Annotated in this window: 16 protein-coding genes and 1 other RNA gene; 14 read left to right on the forward strand and 3 right to left on the reverse strand. The window is 55.3% G+C overall.

Annotated elements, in window-relative coordinates; genetic code table 11:
* The first annotated feature begins 13 nt into the window (after nt 1-13).
* From NKF27_RS07245 to NKF27_RS07275, 7 genes are all read left to right on the forward strand, one after another.
* Nucleotides 14-619 carry a zinc ribbon domain-containing protein gene (locus NKF27_RS07245; protein WP_253555901.1) on the forward strand — a complete coding sequence of 202 codons (606 nt, stop codon included), beginning with the start codon at nt 14-16 and terminating at the stop codon, nt 617-619.
* Between the two features lie 60 nt (nt 620-679).
* Complete coding sequence (locus NKF27_RS07250) at nt 680-1,087, forward strand: DMP19 family protein (protein WP_253555903.1); 408 nt, start codon at nt 680-682, stop codon at nt 1,085-1,087.
* A gap of 119 nt (nt 1,088-1,206) precedes the next feature.
* Nucleotides 1,207-1,599 (forward strand): GFA family protein, encoded by a 393-nt coding sequence (locus NKF27_RS07255; RefSeq protein ID WP_253555904.1) that lies wholly within the window; start codon nt 1,207-1,209, stop codon nt 1,597-1,599.
* Between the two features lie 166 nt (nt 1,600-1,765).
* The gene (locus NKF27_RS07260; RefSeq protein WP_253555905.1) at nt 1,766-2,176 is read left to right on the forward strand and encodes a VOC family protein; all 411 of its coding nucleotides are present in this window, start codon (nt 1,766-1,768) and stop codon (nt 2,174-2,176) included.
* Between the two features lie 540 nt (nt 2,177-2,716).
* Entirely contained in the window at nt 2,717-3,202 is a 486-nt protein-coding gene (locus NKF27_RS07265; protein WP_253555906.1) for a GNAT family N-acetyltransferase, read from the forward strand.
* Between the two features lie 882 nt (nt 3,203-4,084).
* Nucleotides 4,085-4,537, forward strand: a complete 453-nt coding sequence (locus NKF27_RS07270; RefSeq protein WP_253555907.1) for a VOC family protein — start codon at nt 4,085-4,087, stop codon at nt 4,535-4,537.
* 83 nt (nt 4,538-4,620) lie between these two features.
* On the forward strand, nt 4,621-5,184 hold the full coding sequence (locus NKF27_RS07275) for a GNAT family N-acetyltransferase (protein ID WP_253555908.1): 564 nt from the start codon (nt 4,621-4,623) through the stop codon (nt 5,182-5,184).
* 253 nt (nt 5,185-5,437) lie between these two features.
* Here NKF27_RS07275 and NKF27_RS07280 read toward each other — a convergent pair whose 3' ends face one another.
* A complete protein-coding gene (locus NKF27_RS07280) occupies nt 5,438-7,459 on the reverse strand; it encodes a hypothetical protein (RefSeq protein WP_253555909.1) in 2,022 nt (673 codons plus the stop codon).
* A gap of 207 nt (nt 7,460-7,666) precedes the next feature.
* The gene (locus NKF27_RS07285; RefSeq protein WP_253555910.1) at nt 7,667-8,890 is read right to left on the reverse strand and encodes an acetyl-CoA carboxylase biotin carboxylase subunit family protein; all 1,224 of its coding nucleotides are present in this window, start codon (nt 8,888-8,890) and stop codon (nt 7,667-7,669) included.
* A 324-nt stretch (nt 8,891-9,214) separates the two neighbouring features.
* On the opposite strand from NKF27_RS07285, the gene ffs reads away from it, so the two are divergent.
* From ffs to NKF27_RS07305, 5 genes are all read left to right on the forward strand, one after another.
* Nucleotides 9,215-9,311: signal recognition particle sRNA small type (gene ffs / locus NKF27_RS07290), an RNA gene on the forward strand.
* Between the two features lie 96 nt (nt 9,312-9,407).
* On the forward strand, nt 9,408-9,824 hold the full coding sequence (locus NKF27_RS21235) for a DUF6538 domain-containing protein (protein ID WP_367399256.1): 417 nt from the start codon (nt 9,408-9,410) through the stop codon (nt 9,822-9,824).
* A gap of 315 nt (nt 9,825-10,139) precedes the next feature.
* A complete protein-coding gene (locus NKF27_RS07295; protein ID WP_253555912.1) occupies nt 10,140-11,261 on the forward strand; it encodes a PAAR domain-containing protein in 1,122 nt (373 codons plus the stop codon).
* Between the two features lie 742 nt (nt 11,262-12,003).
* Nucleotides 12,004-12,498, forward strand: coding sequence for a hypothetical protein (locus NKF27_RS07300; protein ID WP_253555913.1), 495 nt, complete (start codon nt 12,004-12,006; stop codon nt 12,496-12,498).
* A 265-nt stretch (nt 12,499-12,763) separates the two neighbouring features.
* Nucleotides 12,764-13,234, forward strand: coding sequence for a hypothetical protein (locus NKF27_RS07305; RefSeq protein WP_253555915.1), 471 nt, complete (start codon nt 12,764-12,766; stop codon nt 13,232-13,234).
* Nucleotides 13,235-14,050: 816 nt separating this feature from the next.
* Here the strand turns inward: NKF27_RS07305 and NKF27_RS07310 are convergent.
* Nucleotides 14,051-15,013, reverse strand: a complete 963-nt coding sequence (locus tag NKF27_RS07310; RefSeq protein WP_253555916.1) for a hypothetical protein — start codon at nt 15,011-15,013, stop codon at nt 14,051-14,053.
* Nucleotides 15,014-15,235: 222 nt separating this feature from the next.
* On the opposite strand from NKF27_RS07310, the gene NKF27_RS07315 reads away from it, so the two are divergent.
* Both NKF27_RS07315 and NKF27_RS07320 read left to right on the forward strand, forming a co-directional pair.
* Complete coding sequence (locus NKF27_RS07315; protein WP_253555917.1) at nt 15,236-16,261, forward strand: aldo/keto reductase; 1,026 nt, start codon at nt 15,236-15,238, stop codon at nt 16,259-16,261.
* Between the two features lie 172 nt (nt 16,262-16,433).
* On the forward strand, nt 16,434-17,804 hold the full coding sequence (locus NKF27_RS07320; RefSeq protein ID WP_253555918.1) for an NAD-dependent succinate-semialdehyde dehydrogenase: 1,371 nt from the start codon (nt 16,434-16,436) through the stop codon (nt 17,802-17,804).
* The last annotated feature ends 117 nt before the right edge of the window (nt 17,805-17,921 follow it).

Genomic DNA, 17,921 nt, shown 5'->3' on the forward strand with positions numbered 1-17,921 from the left:
ACAAGGAGTCATCGTGAACTGTACTAAATGCGGAAGTGAAGTTTCTGACAATGATAACTTCTGTGGAAATTGTGGAATATCGCTATCCTCCACAAATTCTACGGAAGGAGATGGCAGCGTAAATATAGCTGGCAGCAACACAATTTCTAATAGCCATCTTCACGTTGGTGATGTATACCAGACGGAAAGCCAAGAAAAGCGAGCATACATTGATAGAACTTATGTTAAGCCTGTTACTCTGGCTGGTAGTCCCGTAAAAACCTCATGGTTAATAACTTCTGGGTTGGTTGGCTTCGTTGGGAGCTGGGCATCTATATTTAGTATGTTTGGTAGCTCATGGCAGTTTCTATTTTTGGTCGTTCTCGGTTTAAGTATATTCCTTTTCATGAACGGCATCATTTTATGGAGAACTAGATTTTCAAGACTAAAGTGGTTCAATCTGGAATCAAATAAGGATGGCGAAGTTTTTCTTACAAAAGTCGCTGGCAGCTGCCCTAAGTGTGATGGAACTCTACAGCTCGTAGATCTAAAAGTATCTCAACATAGTAGTAAAACGTTTGTTCGTTGCTCTCGAAATGGTGACCATATTTGGAGCTTTGATCCAACGGTTCTAGATTGAAATTTAACAAGCAAAGGCAGCGGATGCTACGCACCGCTGCTTTGGGCGTTAAACTTCATAATGAATATAGAGCAAGCATTTGAAAAATCACTGATCGAACTTGAATCGAAAGGATTCGATGGTATACGTGAGCCAGAGCGCGTACTGGCAACAATATGGTTTGTGGAAGCTGAAGTGAATAACGGTGGCTTCGATCAACTTTTCTATAACACAGCTGGTGATATCGCTTTTTATGCTGCAAAAGCCCTCGACTCCATTGGGGCACATAAAATGGCTGGCATTGCCCAGAAAGCGCTAGATTTATTTGGTGAGGATAGCCCACCCAAAAACCGCGATGAGAGAGTTAATGCATTAGAAGAAATATCCGAAAAATATGAAGAGTACTTAAATAAGCTCGATTATGAGTTTACAGAGTACCCAGATAACATACAGAAACTACTGTTTGCCTATGTTCAATCCAATTTCTAGCCAACAACATGTAACAAGGCTAAGCAGCATCGCCCCTTCGGGGCTGGACCTCGCTACGCTCGGCCGCTGAGCGCGGGCGTTAGGCCGAACGGATGCGTACTGCTCGCTGGAGGCAATGAATGACCACATACAACGGTGGTTGCCTATGTGGTGCCGTTCGAATTACGGCATCAGGCCTGCCCTATCGGGTCGGCCTGTGCCATTGTCTTGACTGCCGCAAGCACCATGGTGCCCTCTTTCACGCTTCCGCCGTTTTTCCCAGAGACGCAGTCATGATCGATGGCGAGACCAGAAACTATGAGGAGCGTCGTTTCTGCCCACAATGTGGCTCATCGGTCTATTCGTGCAGCGCAGATGAAATCGAGGTCAATCTAGGTTCGCTGGACTTTCCTGATCAACTAACCCCGACCTACGAACTCTGGTCGAGCCGTCGAGAGTCTTGGTTGCCGGCGTTTCCATCTGTCCGGCACTACACCCAAGATCGTGACCCCACGAGCCGTGTTGAAGAATAGGCCGCCGACGAATCGTCGCGCTTCTTTTCACAATCATCAAAGGTTGAGCCAGTGTGGCCTAACCAGTTGCTGCAGGGGACGTTTGACCCGTCACCTGCTTTGCTATCGCAAAGCGCAAATGCCCCTGAGTTCAGGTGTTAGGCTCCATGAGCCACGGAGGAATTGAGTGGAAATCAAGTGTATTGCAGGCTTTGCATCAATTACCAAAGACCCTGCGGCAAGTACGCCCTTGTATGAGGATGCGCTAGGTCTACCGCTAGAAAAGATGGACGATTATCGTTTCATGGATAAATTCCCAGGAGCGAATCATTTCGGGGTATGGCCCCTCGCGATGGCGGCCCAATCTTGTTTTGGGCAGAAGGAATGGCCTGACCATGTTCCTGAGCCGACAGCTACAATTGAATTTGAGTTGGCGGACGCAGCTGCAGTGGAAGCGGCAGTGAAAGAATTGAAGGAAAGGGGGCAGGAGTTCGTTCATGAATCCCGGGCTGAACCCTGGGGGCAGACAGTTGCACGGTTTATGAGCCCCGAGGGAGTGTTGATAGGTCTGAGTTATGCGCCATGGCTTCATGAATAAGAGCCTAACCATAGCATCAACGCGGACTGACTTTTCCGCTGACGCTGCAAAGCCAACCGGTTGCGCTGGGCGTTATGTGTAAGAGGAGAGATTGTGCCCACTCCCTATAATATGGCATTTGCTTGATTGAATTGCAGGAAGTCTTTCAAACGTAGGTTTGATTTGTCTGCACAATGTCCAAGTGGACTCACTTGTCCTGATTGTGATGGAGAAGCACACAATTTCGGTCGACATTTCAAAGCACCAAAAAAATCTGATCTCAAACAATGGGAAAAAGTAGACTTTCTATTTGATCATGGTTTTAGGTTTCAAAAAATAAGAATTGGACCGGAGCATCATGATGTGATTCCTTACCCAGACACTTTGGATCAGGAAAAAGAATTCGTGATCAAATACAAAGACTATACGTATAAATCAGGAATAAACACATAGCCAGGCCGTATACACGACTTTCGGTAACTCACGCCTTTTATGCATTCACATGAATGTCGAAAACTACCTCGGCCTGTGATGGCGGCCTTATGTTCTAAGAGAAAAATCATGATTAGGGAAATCACTAAAGCCGATTTCGAGTCGTTTTGGCCAACATTTTCAGCGGTTATTCAGGCTCAACAAACCTATGCCTTTGACCCCGATATGACATTGGAACAAGCATTTGTTCTTTGGTGCGAATATCCACTGAAAGCTTTTGTGTTCGTAGAAAATGACGTCGTTTTGGGCTCTTACTACATTAAACCAAATGCAATGGGGCCGAGTGGTCATATATGTAACTGTGGATACATGGTCTCAAGCGAAGCGAGAGGTAAGGGCATTGCACGACTTATGTGTGAACATTCGCAGGAAACGGCTCTAAGTCTCGGTTTTGACGCAATGCAATTTAACAGCGTGGTTTCTACCAATGAAGTTGCGGTGAAGCTTTGGGAGAAATTAGGGTTTCATATCATAGGTAGAATCCCTAAGGCATATAATCATGCTCAACTAGGGTTGGTTGATAGCTACGTCATGTACAAATGGCTACGAACATGACAAAGCGTTTAGGATAGATTTCCAGCGATCGGAATTTTAGGTTTTCCTTGAGTTTAGTGTTTGCGAAACAATGGTAAAGGTAAGGTGGCGTCGTTGTTTACTACTTAACGTGGCGTTAGGTGTGTAGTTTCAGGTCCCAAGAATAAATCCAATCAGAGGCAGGGGAGAATATGAGAATTGTTGTTGCAATCGTTCTTACTTTGGTTAGCGGCACTGCTCTGGCCCACGGGGGCGGGTGCCGGAAAAGCTCTCCACCCGGGCAGTGTTGCCATATGGATAATAGTGTTGGAACGGTTCATTGCCATTAACTGTTAATAGCAGAAAACTCACACCCAACAAGGCCAGGCAGGCGTGCAAAAAACCGCTCGCCTGCTGGCGGGCGTTATGCAGAAGGAGAGTGACAATGCAGTGTCCAAAGTGTGGATCTTTAAAGATTGACAAGCGGAACTATGGAAAACGAGCCGGCGCTACCATCGGGGGGATGGGGGGAGCAGCCGGTGGGGCGGCAACCGCCGTTGCTGGCGCTGCTGCAGGAGGAAAGGCAGGTGCGGCAGTTGGCTTGATTGCTGGCCCTCTTGGTGCGGCAGCGGGAGCCTCGATTGGTACAGTGGCGGGAGCTATCGCTGGTGCCTTGGCAGGAGGTACAGTAGGTGCCACGGCTGGAGCGATGACGGGTAGGGCAGTAGACGAGAATATTCTTGATAATTTTAAGTGTTTGAGCTGCGAGCACGCATTTAATGAGGCTTAGTTGCGGTGTGACAAGTGGCTGAAGCCGCAAGAAGGTTGAGCACTTCCCATTCCTTCCATGTTGTGGTCGACATGTCGGTTATCTTTTCGATATGGAGTAAACTCGCCTAACCACCGCGTGAACGCGGGCAAGCTTTGTCGCTGCGCTCCATATTTCGCCGGTACGCTAAACGTCAAGCAGTAGGGGGAATTGTGTACGCGAATGTGTCCCGTTACGGAATCATCCTGAACTCCGAAAACTATTCGGATTGCGTTGCTTTTTATCGCGACCTATTTGGTCTTCCTCTACTGTTCGAAAAAAATGAGGATGACTTTAAATTATCCTGTTTCGAGTATGGAAGCGGTTACCTGATGGTTGAACAGGGTGGCAAGGCGAAGAAGGGAATCAAGTCCCCAAAAGAGTGCAGTTTCAAGTTGCGGTTCAACGTTGATGACCTGGAAGATGCGCTGAGGGAAATTAGGTCATGGGGCATCGAAGCTTCCATCACCGAGAGTGCATGGGGAAGAACCATCAATATCAGTGATCCTGATGGCAACCGAGTTGGAGTTCGGGATGAGTCCGGCTTTGTGCAACAGATCACTGCATAACGAATCGCGTCAGTACAGGGCCGTTGGCTGCCACTGAAGTGGCGTCGCTTTGCTCAGCGTTATACGCAAAAGTGGAGAGGTGAATGTCGAAAGAGTTATTTTTTCCAGTTGTGGAAACTGAACGATTGGTACTTAGGCCTATAGTGAGTGAGGACGCGGAAAGCCTGCTGGGAATTTTCTCTGATCCTGAGGTTATGCGGTATTGGAATACTGCCCCTTGGGAAACCATTCAGGACGCCATTGACTTCATCAATGCGAGTAATGATTCGATGGGACGTCAAACATCGGTCGTTCTTGGCGTATATCTGAAGTCTACGGGTGAACTGGCTGGTAAATGTATGTTGTTCAGCTATGACAAGGAATCCAGGCGTGCCGAGATCGGATTTGGGTTGGGTCGTTCTGCTTGGGGAAAGGGGTACATTGGTGAGGCAGGCGAGGCATTGATTCAGTATGGTTTCAATTCATTGGGGCTACGGCGAATTGAGGCAGAGATCGACCCGGACAACCAGGCTTCTGCAAAAGCGCTTGAGAGACTCGGGTTTTCCCGAGAAGGCTTGTTGAGGCAGCGTTGGGAAGTCAACGGCATTGTCTCTGACTCGGCAATGTATGGTCGACTGGCAAGCGACCCTTCAGCAATGGCTAGCTGAGAATTGCACGTGGCAAGCGCATGATGGCGACGTCAATGAGCTAAACGACCTTGAATCCAGACATTCATGCACCGGCATTCCTGGCAAGCCGAGTCGGGTGGCGGCGAGGGTAGCAGTCCCTCTGACACCGTGTGGTCGGTGTCTGTTGTGTCTGGACGACGTCTCAAAAAGGTTTACACAGGCAAAGGGAAGGGCACTGGCCCGGGCTTGGCGGAAGGAAGCACTCTTCCCCCAAGTCCGGGCCAGTGGCGTTTTAGAGGCCCTCGTCGGCCTGTAGGCCACCTGCCGGGATGCGGTCGGCGCCCCAGCTTTCCTGAATCATGGCGACGACGTGGTCGAGTTGCTGCTGGTCGACCTGGGCCAGCTCGCCGTGCTCCAGCGGGTCGTAGTGATAGATATACAGACGTGAGGCGAACTGCTCGAAGGGCAGGGAGGCCTCGCCAAAGCGCTCGCCGTGGCTGGAGGTGCTGACCTTCACGCCCATGCCCCAGTCCTGGCCGCTATCGTTGTTGGGGTTGAAGAAGTAGATGCGCATCTGACCCGACGGATCCAGCGAGGCCCGCAACACGGTGATGGCATGCCAGCCGATGAAGCGCCCGGCGCTGTCGGTGACGGCGATGCCGGCGGGTTGGGGGTGAATCAGCGGCTGGTTGCCGTTGTAGTAGGGGTGGTAGCTCGCATAGAAATGGCGCAGGAAGGTGTCCAGGTCAGTGAGCTGGCCGGTGGCCACGTCGACATTGATACGAAACCCGCGTCCTGCCCACCAGCCATGGAATTCCGGGTTGACCCAGCGGTGGGGGTCTCCCTCACGGCCCAGGCAGCGACGCCCCATCTCGGCATAGATACGATCCAGATGCGGCACGACCAGCAGCGACACTGGGTCAAGGTCCAGCGGCAGGGTCTGGGCGACGCCGGAGATGCTCTCCTGGGACGAGATCGGCTGGCCTTCGAAGTGCATCAGAATCTCATCGTCGCGGGCGGCCCAGGCCACCATCTGCAAAAGATAGTCCGGGTCGTTGTAGGCCCACATGGACAGCGCCCGCGCCGACTGGCAGGTCGGGTTGTTGCCCTGGCCGACCCCCAATGGAAGGCCCAGCATGCACAGCACACCTTCCATCAGGCGGGCCCGATAGGACACGCCATCACCGAAGGCGGCGTGGAGGCGCGCCTCGGACCAGTCGGATAGCTTCAGGCCAAGCTGGCGCCACAGTGCCGGCGCCACCGGTGGCTGGTAAAGGATGCCACGTTCCAGGGTCAGCGCCAGTCCATAGACGGCCTGGGCGGTCTCGGGATAGATGGCGGTGCGCACCATGGTGTGGACCAGATCGCAGTAGCACAGCAGGCAATCGCGGCCGGTGGACGAAAGGCCCAGCGCCTCGGACAGCAGGTTGTCGCCAAAGTCGAGCAGGTGGCGCAGCAGCACCGGGTGATAGGGCGACACCAGGCCGGTGTCGTGCATCGCCCGGGCAAAACCGCTGGCTTCGTACTGCAGGCCTCTCGCGTCCATGCTGGCTAGCCGTTCGCGGTAGACTTCGATGCCCGGGTCCTCGCGGCAGCCCTGGGTCGGGCCGAACAGCGAGCTGACAAGACGGTCCGCGCCCTGGCCGCTGGCGCCCAGGTCGATCTCGGGGTTGGCCTGACACAAGGCGATCTGGGTGATCATCTGCTTGACCGGATCGACCTGGATCGGGCGCTGCTGCAGGATCCGCCAGATCTCGCTGATCAGCTCGTCGATGACGTGTTCATAGCCGATGCGCTCGGCCAGGTACTGAAACAGCTGACGGGGAATCTCGGCCAGGCGGCCCTGGGTCTCACGCTCGGCTTCCGACGGGGCGGAAAACAGCAGCGGCAGATTGATCGCCATGACCTGGGTGAGGTAGTGGTGGGCCCCCTCATCGGAAATGAGGTGGTGGCGATAGCGTCCCTTGGCGACTGCCAGCATGCGCAACTCGCTCAAGGCCTCGATGACCACCAGCGAACTGTCGGCGCTCTTGAGCGACTGGGTGGTCAGGGAGGGGATCAGAATATGCGGGCTGGCCCAGTCCGATCCCAGAAACAGGCCAGCCTGTTCGAGGGTTTCGGCGCGCTGTTCGATTTCCGCGCAGCCTCCCGGCTGCATCAGCACCCGGCGACAGGTATCGATGACCCGAGGCAGCTTGGCCGGTTTGGCGAACTCCCGGGACTCGCCAAGGCTGGCGATCGCGTCGTCCAGCTTGGTCAGCAGGCCCCGAAGCTTGTCATTATCTGCGGGGGATGGAGTGTCTGGGGTGGTCACACCGGCTCCTTGTCGTCCTGAAATTGGCTCCCGGAGGCGTCCCGGCAGCAGTCCCGACATCAGGCGGTCGAGTCGTGTCACGTCGAGCGGACGATGCCAGTATACGCATGCGCAGACGGTGGCGTCGCCAATCCGGTTCAACCGGACCCTTTGCGAGGGACGCTCCGGCGGCGCTGCCCCCGACGGGGCAGCGCTTACCTGGCAGGGCTAGATGTAATAGTCCTCGTCTTCCTGTGCCTTCAACAGGTCGCGCAAGGTATGGGCGTCGTCGCCCTTGAAGTAGACCAGGCCCCAGTGGGTACCGAAGGCGGTACGCTTGGTGACGGTCTCTTCCAGCGGCGCGGTCAGTTCGTGGGACTCGAAGTAGGGGTGATCTTCCACCGACTCCGGGATTTCCAGGCGGCTGACCACGCGGCGGCGCGGATAGACCCCGAAACAACCGGCGAAGCCGTTGGCGTCGACCACTTCGCGGGGGAAGAACTCGGCGACCTCCTCGGGCGTGGTCTTGGGGTCGAACACCAGCATGCTGGCCTGGTAGGCGTTGAAGCCATAGACCCGTTCAAGTAACTCAAACACCTTGAAGCCGGGCGGACGATAGGCCACTTCGCCGAAGTACATCTCGCCATCGCTGGTGACGAAGTACTCGGGGTGGATCAGGCCGAAGTCGATGTCGAAGGCCTTGATCAGCTTCTCGATCTGTACGCGGATCTGCTCGCGGTAGCGCTCGAGCTCTGGCGAGGCCGGCACGAACACCGAATAACCCAGGGTCACGTACTCGGAGATATTGAGAAAGGCGATCTTGCCGTCATGGATCCAGGCCTCCACCGCGAACTCCCATCCGTCCAGGTGGGATTCCATCAGCACCGGAAATTCCTCTTCCGGGATGGTATCGACCTCGTCGGGGGTACGGATCACCCGGTGGCCAAGGCAGCCTGCCTTGTCGAAGGCCTTGAGGTGGATCGGGTCGTTGGGGTCACCGTCGAGCTTGAGCAGGGTCTGGTTGACCCGCTTGAGGAAGCGGATGACGTCCTGATGGTCGTGGGCTTCCTCGAAGATGCCGACACGAATGCCGCCGAGTTGCGCACGCCGCTTCATCAGGGCCTTGTCACGCAGCAGCAGCGACTGGCCATAGAGGCGCGGGTTGTCCATCAACACCGAGTTGATTGCACCGGCCCACTCCACGGTTTCCTCGAACAGCGGAATGGACACGTCCACGCCCATGTCACGCAGGGTCTCGGCGATCTCCAGCGAGCGATCGTTGAGCCGTTCGAAGTTCCAGGAGACGTAGGGGATATCGTGCTGCTTGCAGTAGTCCTCGGCCCAGTCCGGGGCCACCACAACATAGCGACGGTCGAAGTTCTCGGCGGCCTCGATAGCGTTCAGGCTCCAGCCGAGTAGTGCGATGTAGCCTTTGTTGGGATCCTTGTTCATGCAGCGCCTCCTTGGAATGGGCGTTGGTGGGCGTAGTGGTGCTGGTTGTTCGTGGTCGTCATCCTCAAAAAGTGACGCCTGGTGAGTATGAGCTCCCAGGCGTTAAGGTGCTTCCACCATACAGCTTCAGTGTAGAAGTCTCACATTTCGAGCGCTGCATGACTGTTGAGGCAAAGTCTACTGGGTTTGCCCTTGTGGCCCGGGCATGACCTTGGTATAGTGCCCGCGTCCTGAGCAAGAGGCTGATTTTTCAGGCCTTGCCCGGTGACGTTTTCAGGCAGTCGACATTTCCTTGTTGTCGAGCTCGCCTTGCTGTGGTGGCCCTGTCGGTCCTCCCGCAACGCTAGACCGCAAACCCCGCCAGGCCCGGAAGGGAGCAACGGTAGTGGTGGACGCGTGTGCCGGGATGTGGCTGTCGGGGCCGCCTCCATTTCAGGCCATGCCTTTGATCCTGCAGGACCTTCTGCCTCATTGATCCCGCTGTTACACAACAGTGGTACAAAGAGGTGGTACAAAGATGCCTGGATCAGAGCGTCCCGCGGCCCGCAAGACCCTCTCTTCGTGCAATAGCTGCACACCCTCCAAGCGTTCCAGCGCCAGGCGTCCCTGCGCTCCCTATCTGTTCAGATCCCGTCACGGCATCTGGTATTTTCGCGTTGTTGTGCCGGAAAGGGCGCGGCAAGCCATCGGCAAGACCGAGATACGCCGTTCGCTAAGGACTCGCTGTCGGCGAGAAGCCATGGTCGCCGTGGCTGCACTACTGCTGGAGAGCCATGAACTGCTGACCCGGCACGCAGCCAACGAGGGCGATGACAAGGCTTCTGGCGCTGTAGTGCTTCTGGCGGCAACGACCAAGCCGACACCGATTCGCAGCGCAGGACCAGCAGCGCCAGCCGATCCGGGCTTATCACAGCTTCTCGAGAGTTACCGCTGACATCAGCAACGAGAAGGCGTCAGCTTCAAGACGCTGGAGGTGTTGTCCGGCTATTAAATGAGGCCTCATCTGGGACTAGTTAGAGCCTAGCGCCTGGTCGGATATCCAGGGGCCGCGTCGTCGTTCGGCGGGTATAAACTGCAGGCACTTGACGAAGGTAATAAATGCAAAGTGTCCGCGTAATTGTGGCGTTCGCTTTTTCTTTAATTTAGGAACGTTTCTGCAGGTTGGTTCTGCATATAATCAGCCATCATGTTGTTGCTGCCGGCAGTACTATGATCCCTTGTCTGAGCGATGGCGCAGGGAGCGCTGCATATGTTCAATCCAGGGGATGGAGCAATTTTCGTTGGAGACTACAGCTCGCACGGTGGAAGAGTGGTCTCCGGTCAAGCGAATTACATCGTCCACGGAAAGCAGGTTGCTGTTGTTGGTGATATGGTCGCATGTCCAGTCAAGGGGCATGGTGTCTGCCCTATTGTCGAGGGGCACCCTACCATTACGGTCAATGGTAAATCTGTTGCCTTTGATGGCTGTCACACGGCCTGTGGGGCGACCCTGATTTCTTCCATGAATGGCGTGCATGCACTGGGGGATGATCGCCAGCCTTCCGCACAGGCCTACTACGACACAGCGGTGTCACAACGACGACAGTACCCTGGTGCTGGAATCCGGCAGTCCTTCGCCAATACGGAACCGGCTGAGTCTCCCTGTAACCATCCTGACCAAGCACTGGACCTAGCTGCGTATATCGTGGATGAGATTCAGCGGAATGTCGTGTCTCGGCCAGGCCGGATGATGTCACTTTGGAACGGGCAGAGTAGCGAGCTTTCCATCGAGGTGTTCACGCAAGAGATGGACAGCATGGGGGGGGAGTACCCCAGGCTAGCGAACATCCGAAACTTCCTGATGCCGAAAGCTCCTAGTTGGCTATTTGCTTTTTCCCTGTGGACGTTTATGGTGAGGGAAGATGGCCCGTGGGATCATAAAAGAGAAATAAGGAGGGATGGCAATGGTCATTTTGCATCACTAGGTAAGTCCTCCTATCGATACCATCACAAATACGGCAAGTACGAGTACTACTACGATATCTGGGCGAATATCCACTATGGCTATGTCAGCCTGTACTGTGGCTTTTCTGAAGGGCTGATGTTGGAAGGTGCAGGACTTGAGCAGGTGGGCTCCGACACTCTGCATGATGACCAAGACGTCACTTATAGATCGGAGATTCCTGGTGGGTGGCTTAGTCTACGTAAGTTTGACGATGTGACAGATAATCTCTCAATACGGTTAGGGTTCGAGCTATATCACGAATACCCTGACCCTTCAGCGCTTACTGCTGATATCGTGATGCAGAAAGTAGCCTCAGCTCCTTACCCAATTAGGGAGGATTCAAAAATACACCACGACTGTGCATTGGCCAGAAGCCGGAGAATATAAACAATGAGAAAGAGAGTCATCGGGGGTGTCGTACTGCTGCTTGTTAGTAGTCTGTTGGCGTATCTATGGCCAAGACAACCCCCCGATGACGTCTTGGTTAGGATGCAGGAAATATTAAGCGAACTTGAAGAGATGTATGATGGCCGATACATACGGGTCATGCCAATTTTCACTAAACCTAATAATGGTCTTAATGGTGAAAAGGTCAAGTTGATTCGCAGAAAACTACGTGAAGCTGGGATTAACAGTGCATCATTAAGTTGCTCAGAACGCAGGTGTTTATCAATATACTCGATTAACAGAAGTTTTAATATTTTCCTAAACTATAGGTATTACTTATATGACTCAGGCGACCTGCTTGAAGAGGTAATAGTAGATAACGTCGAGAAGGCGATTGAGGAAAACACTAAGGTTCATTACGCCTTCTGTGAGAGAACCGAGGCCGAACACTGGTTCTACTGTGAGAACAATCATTGATTGCAGGGATGTAATAAGAGAAGGAAATAACTGATATATTGACAGCACTCACCTACGATATCGAGGACATGCCCTCTCTCAAGGAGACATTGGACAAGTGGAAGACCCATAAGGTTTGGTATCACACCCAAAGAGTTGATCTTCCCCTGCATTGGTATCCGCCAATGCTGGATAAGATCAAGTAGCCTCAGCGCCTTGTCCAATCAGGGTGGCTTCAAAAGTACGCCATGACTGTGCGTTGGCCAGAAGCCGGAGAATATAAACAATGAAGAAGAGAGTCATCGGGGGTGTTGCATTACTGCTAGTTAGTAGCCTGTTAGTGCATCTATGGCCAAGACAACCTCCCGATGACGTCTTGGACAGGATGCAGGGGATACTTGGTAAGCTTGAGGAGATGTATGAAGGTGAGACGATTTTTATATGGCCATATACAGCGGAACCCGATGGCCTAGATAGTGAAAGGGTTAAATGGATTCGGAGAGAAATGCGAGAGACAGGGTTTAGCCGGGTATCCTTAAGCTGTTCAGAGCATGGCTGTTCATCATCCTATTTTATTGCTAAAGGCTTATATATTTTTCGTTATCCTATGTACTATAGATATGATTCTGTCGACATACTCGAAGAAATAATAGTAAATAACGTTGAGAAGGCCATAGAAGAAAGCATTGAAAAGGCAAAAGAAGAGAACATTTCGGTTCATTACGCCTTCTGCGAGAGAACCCAAGTCGAACACTGGTTCTACTGTGAGAACAATCACTGATTGTGCCGATGTAACAAGACAAGGAAACAACTGATATATTGACAGCACTCACCTACGACATCGAGGACATGCTCTCCCTCAAGAAGATATTGGCCAAGTGGAAGGTCCATAAGATTGGGTATCACACCCTAAGAGTTGATCTTCCCTTGCATTGGTAGCCATCAATGCTGGATAAGATCAAGTAGCCTCAGCGCCTTGTCCAACCAGGGTGGCTTCAAAAGTACGTCACGACTGTGAATTAGCCAGAAGCCGGAGAATATAAACAATGAAAAAGAGAGTCATCGGGGGTGTCGTACTGCTGCTTGTTAGTAGTCTGTTGGTGTCTCTATGGCCAAGACAACCTCCCGATGACGTCTTGGACAGGATGCAGGGGATACTTGGTAAGCTTGAAGAGATGTATGATGGTGAGACAATTTTTATATGGTCGTACAATGCGGAGCCTGATGGCCTTGATGAAGAAAGGGTTAAATGGATTCGGAGTGAAATGCGTGAAGCTGGACTTGGTCGTGTGTCATTAAGTTGCTCAGAACATAGCTGTTTATCAGTTTACTCAATTGCTAGAGGTTTACATATTTTCCGTAATTACATGTATTACAAATATGACTCAGGCGATCTGCTTGAAGAAATAATAGTGGATAGCGTGGAGAAGGCGATAGAGGAAAATACTGAGGTTAATTATGCCTTCTGCGAAAGAACCGAGGCCGAACACTGGTTCTACTGTGAAAATAATCATTGATTGTAGAGATGTAACAAGACAAGGAAGCAACTGATATATTGACAGCACTCACCTACGACATCGAGGACATGCCCTTCCTAAAGAAGACATTGGGGAAGTGAAAAATCAGCAACATCAAGTACTGCATACAAGTAGTGCGGTCAGACATACCATGATCTTCCAAGGTCGTGACCCTATGCGGCAACGTAGTGGTCTGTGGCGACCATCTCGCCTGTCCCTGGTTCCCTTCCCGTCTTGGGTGGTCGGGGAGGTGATCTATCTTGTCTTTGATCTGGTGAAAGAGTTGTGGCGTCGCCTCGGGGTTGTCCCTGAAGATATATTCAACAATCCAGGATGCGTCTTCACGCGCCAAGACTGACTACTCAATCTTCACCATTGCGCTTGCTCTGTATCATGGCCTGGATATGGCGCATTTCATCATCGTGTGGGACGCCTTGGCGTGTATCAGCCGGCGCTTGATTGCCTTTGCAATACTTCGCCCAGCATGGTCTCGAACACCCGTGGCTCAAGTGTCTCATTGGCTGATATCCAAGGCACCGTGACGCTTCGCCTGAGCGGGAATGAGGCAATCAGGTTCTGTTGGGGGGCGAGGATGTCAGACCTGGGAGGGGAGGAGTAGGGGGCTATCGCAAGATCGACCGGGACCCAAGGGTGGTTGGCCGCAGCAACAGCGGCAAGCAGTGTGTCGTCCGTCAGGTGCGCCGCCTGCGCTGCGATACCAGGAACTTGCTGTTCATAGAGCGGAGCGCCTTGCTCGGCGCCCCTTCCTGTCTTTCTCGTATTGCTTCTTCCTCACCCAGGCGGATGCAGCCTTGCCTAGCGGATCTCACGATCCAGGGCAAAGAAGTCATCGGACTTGAGTTTGGCGATCTCCGCCGAGAGGGTGGATTCTTCGTTGCGCGACAGCAGAACGCTGGCGACGGCGCTTAGCGAGCACAGCACCTCCTTGCATTCGGTGCGGGTGCGCTGGATCGACTGGCGTGCCAGCAGCAGGCACATGGCCTGAGCGCGGGCAGGGCGCTTGATCAGGGTGCCGTAAAGGTTACCGATGACCACGCCGCTCAGCTCCTGGTCCTGGATCTCCCGATTGTCGTACTCACGGTAGAAGGCCTCTTCCTGACCGTCGGGGATGAAGTAGTGGATGAACTCCTTGTAGTCGGGGTCGTAGGCGATGCTGCTGACGGCGTTGACCAGCTTCTTTTTCAGGGCGGCGTGCTCGGGATCCTGCTCGTCGACCTTGCTGAGTTTGCCGGCAATCTTGACCGCGCCTTCGAGCTCACGCAGCAGGTGGGCGTAGCCTGAGTTGATCTCGTCATGGCAGCGGGCGATATCGTCGAAGTCGCTCTTGATGCTGGCGACCATGCCGTCGCCTTCGGGCAGGCTGCCGAGGACAGGGAACAGCAGGTACTTGTGGACGTGGCAGCTCTCGTAGTAGCGCGAGACCTCGTCCTTGAACGCCTGCAGGTATTCGCCGACCTCTTCGAGGTAGTCGTCGTTCTGCTCGATATGCCGCTGGACCGCGTCCACACCATCCTGTTTCCACAGCCGGTTGAGGCGTCGTTCGATCTTGCCGGCGTTGGTGATCATGCTGTTGAAGTCTTTTGACAGCTGTATGGTGGTTTCCTGGACCTTGGTCACGGCGATGGCGCGGGCCTGGTCATTGATGCCGACCTCGCGAGCCATGCGCCGCTGACGGTGATTGTCCAGCGTCCAGGACACGAAGGCACCGAGGATCGCCAGGCTGGTGGCGATGTCCACGCCGATCGATAGGTTGTCCACTGCGTTGTCTATCCTTTTTAGGGGTTATCGTTATGTGCCGAGGATCGCTTCCGGGGTTACCAGAAGCGATGGCCGTCTTGCGGGCAAACTGGTGTAGCCTTAAACAGGTATGCTGAATCAGGCTAATACGATAGTAGTGGCTGCCGATGACGCTTAGAAGGGGAAATCCCGTCGTTTCGATGTGGGTGGTCAGTTTTTTTATCAACATGATCGGGAGATTGCATGTCAGACGTCCTTCGTCGGCTCGAGCGGTTGCGGGCGCCAGCCATCGGCCTTGGCTGCATGAACGTGTCCCACGCCTATGGCAGTCCGTTGCCGGAAGCCGAGGCGGTCAGGGTGTTGCAGCACGCTTTCGAGGTGGGCTACCGCCACTTCGATACCGCCACCCTCTACGGCAAGACGGCCAATGAGCGAGTCGTGGGGCAAGCGCTTGCCGGTCGCCGTGAAGAGGTCTTCCTGGCCAGCAAGTGTGGCATGGCCTTCGACCTGGAGATCGGTGCCAAGCGCATCGACGGGCGGCCTGAGACGCTGCGCCGCCAATGCGAGCAGAGCCTTTCGCGGCTGAAGACCGATCATCTGGATCTCTACTATCTGCATCGACGGGATCGCCGGGTACCGATCGAGGAGAGCGTGGGAGAACTGGGACGACTCGAGCAGGAAGGCAAGATCGGTGGGGTCGGGCTGTCCGAGGTATCGGCGGCGACGCTCAGGCAGGCCCGGCAGGAGCATCCCATCGCGGCGGTGCAGTCGGAATACTCGGTGTGGACGCGCAACCCCGAGATCGCGCTGCTCGACGCCTGCCGTGAGTCGAATACCGTGCTGGTGGCGTTCAGCCCGCTGGGCCGCGCCTTTCTGACCGGCACATTGCGGGATCCCGCCAGGCTCGAGGATTCCGACATGCGTCGAGGCATGCCGCGCTTTAGTGCCGACAATTACCCGCGCAATCTCGACCTGCTGGCCGAGTTCGAGGTGCTGGCGCGCCAGCGCGAGTGCACTCCCGCCCAGTTGGCGCTGGCCTGGCTGAGAGGGCAGGGCGCGGACGTGATACCGATCCCCGGATCACGAACTGCGTCCCACCAGGAAGAGAACCTGGCCGCCGAGGCGCTGACGCTGGATGCCGGCACGCTTGCGCTGATCAACGCCATGATGACGCCGGATCAGGTGGTCGGTGCGCGTTACAGCGAGGCCCAGCAGGCGGATATCGACACCGAGGAGTTTGCAACGGCGCGTGGCGACGGGGATCACTGAAGCGTCGACAGGCGTAGGGAGTAGAAATTTGTTCGGCAGCCACGCCGAACTCTGGTCGAATCCTCCTGTCCACCGTGGCGGGCCGGCGCTATGCTGTTTAGCCCCTGAATCTGCCGAGAGCCTTCGCCATGCGAAGGCTGGTCGCACAGCCATGCCGCAAGGAGAAACAGCCATGAGCCATTACAAGGTTACCAACCCGGCGACCGGAGAGGTCGAAGCCACCTACCCCGACGCCAGCGACGGCGAGATTCTGAAGGCCGTGGAGTCGGCGCATCAGGCGTATCTGGCCTGGCGTGACGTTACCCCCGCCGAGCGTGCGGCGCTGCTGCATCGGGTCGCCGACCTGCACGAACAGCGTCGTGACCAGCTCGCCGATATCATCGTGCGCGAGATGGGCAAGCCGAAGTCCCAGGCCCTGGGCGAAATGTCGGTGGTGGTGGACATCTACCGCTACTACGCCGATAACGGTCCGGCCTGGCTGGAGCCGGAGCCCATCGTCACCGGCGGCGCCAAGGCCGAGGTGCGCAAGCAGGGACTCGGCGTGCTGCTGGGCATCATGCCCTGGAACTTCCCCTACTATCAGGTGGCGCGCTTTGCCGGTCCCAACGTGCTCAACGGCAATACCATCCTGCTCAAGCACGCCCCCCAGTGTCCGGAATCGGCCAAGGCCATCGAGGACATCTTCACCGAGGCGGGTGCGCCCAAGGGGCTTTACACCAACCTGTACGCCAGCAATGAGCAGGTCGGCGAGCTAATCGCCGACCCGCGGGTGCAGGGCGTGTCGCTGACCGGTTCAGAGCGTGCCGGCGCGGCGGTGGCCGAGCAGGCCGGTCGCCAGCTCAAGAAGGTGGTGCTGGAGCTGGGCGGTTCCGATCCCTTCCTCGTGCTGCCCGACGCCGATCTGGAACAGGCGGTCAAGCAGGCGGTGCAGGGGCGTTTCGGTAACTGTGGTCAGGCCTGTAACGCGGCCAAGCGGATCATCGTCGACGACGCCGTCTACGATGACTTCCTGGCGGCCTTCCGCGAGGCGGTGGAGCAGATCAAGGTCGGTGATCCCATGGCGGACGATACCGTGATGGGACCGATGTCCTCGGAGCAGGCGCTGACCAACCTGGATGCCCAGGTCCAGGACGCGATCCGCCAGAGCGCGACCCTGGTCACCGGCGGCAAGCGCCTGGATCGCGCTGGCGCCTGGTACGCGCCGACCCTGCTGACCGGCGTGACCCGCGATATGCGGATCTTCCAGGAGGAGCTGTTCGGACCGGTGGCCGTGGTCTACCGCGCCGCCGATCTGGAGGACGCGATCGACCTGGCCAACGATACGCCCTATGGCCTGGGCGCGGTGATCCAGACCTCCAACCCGGAGGGAGCGCTCGAGCTGGCCAATCGTCTCGAGGTGGGCATGGTCCACATCAACGAGCCGCCCGGCAGTGAAGCCGAGCTGCCCTTCGGTGGCGTCAAGCGCTCCGGCTTCGGCCGTGAGCTTGGCAAGGATGGCATGGATGAGTTCGTCAACCGCCAGATGGTGAAGATGGCACGCTGACCCCGGGCCGACATCTGAGCCGACAGCGTGATGCGCCGCTGAACCAGGACCCGTCAAGTTCGCTTGGCGGGTTCTTGCGTTCAGGAGGGCTCGATCCGCGAGGACAAAACAGGAGGT

The sequence above is a fragment of the Halomonas sp. DN3 genome, assembly GCF_024137905.1.
GTDB lineage: Bacteria > Pseudomonadota > Gammaproteobacteria > Pseudomonadales > Halomonadaceae > Halomonas > Halomonas litopenaei.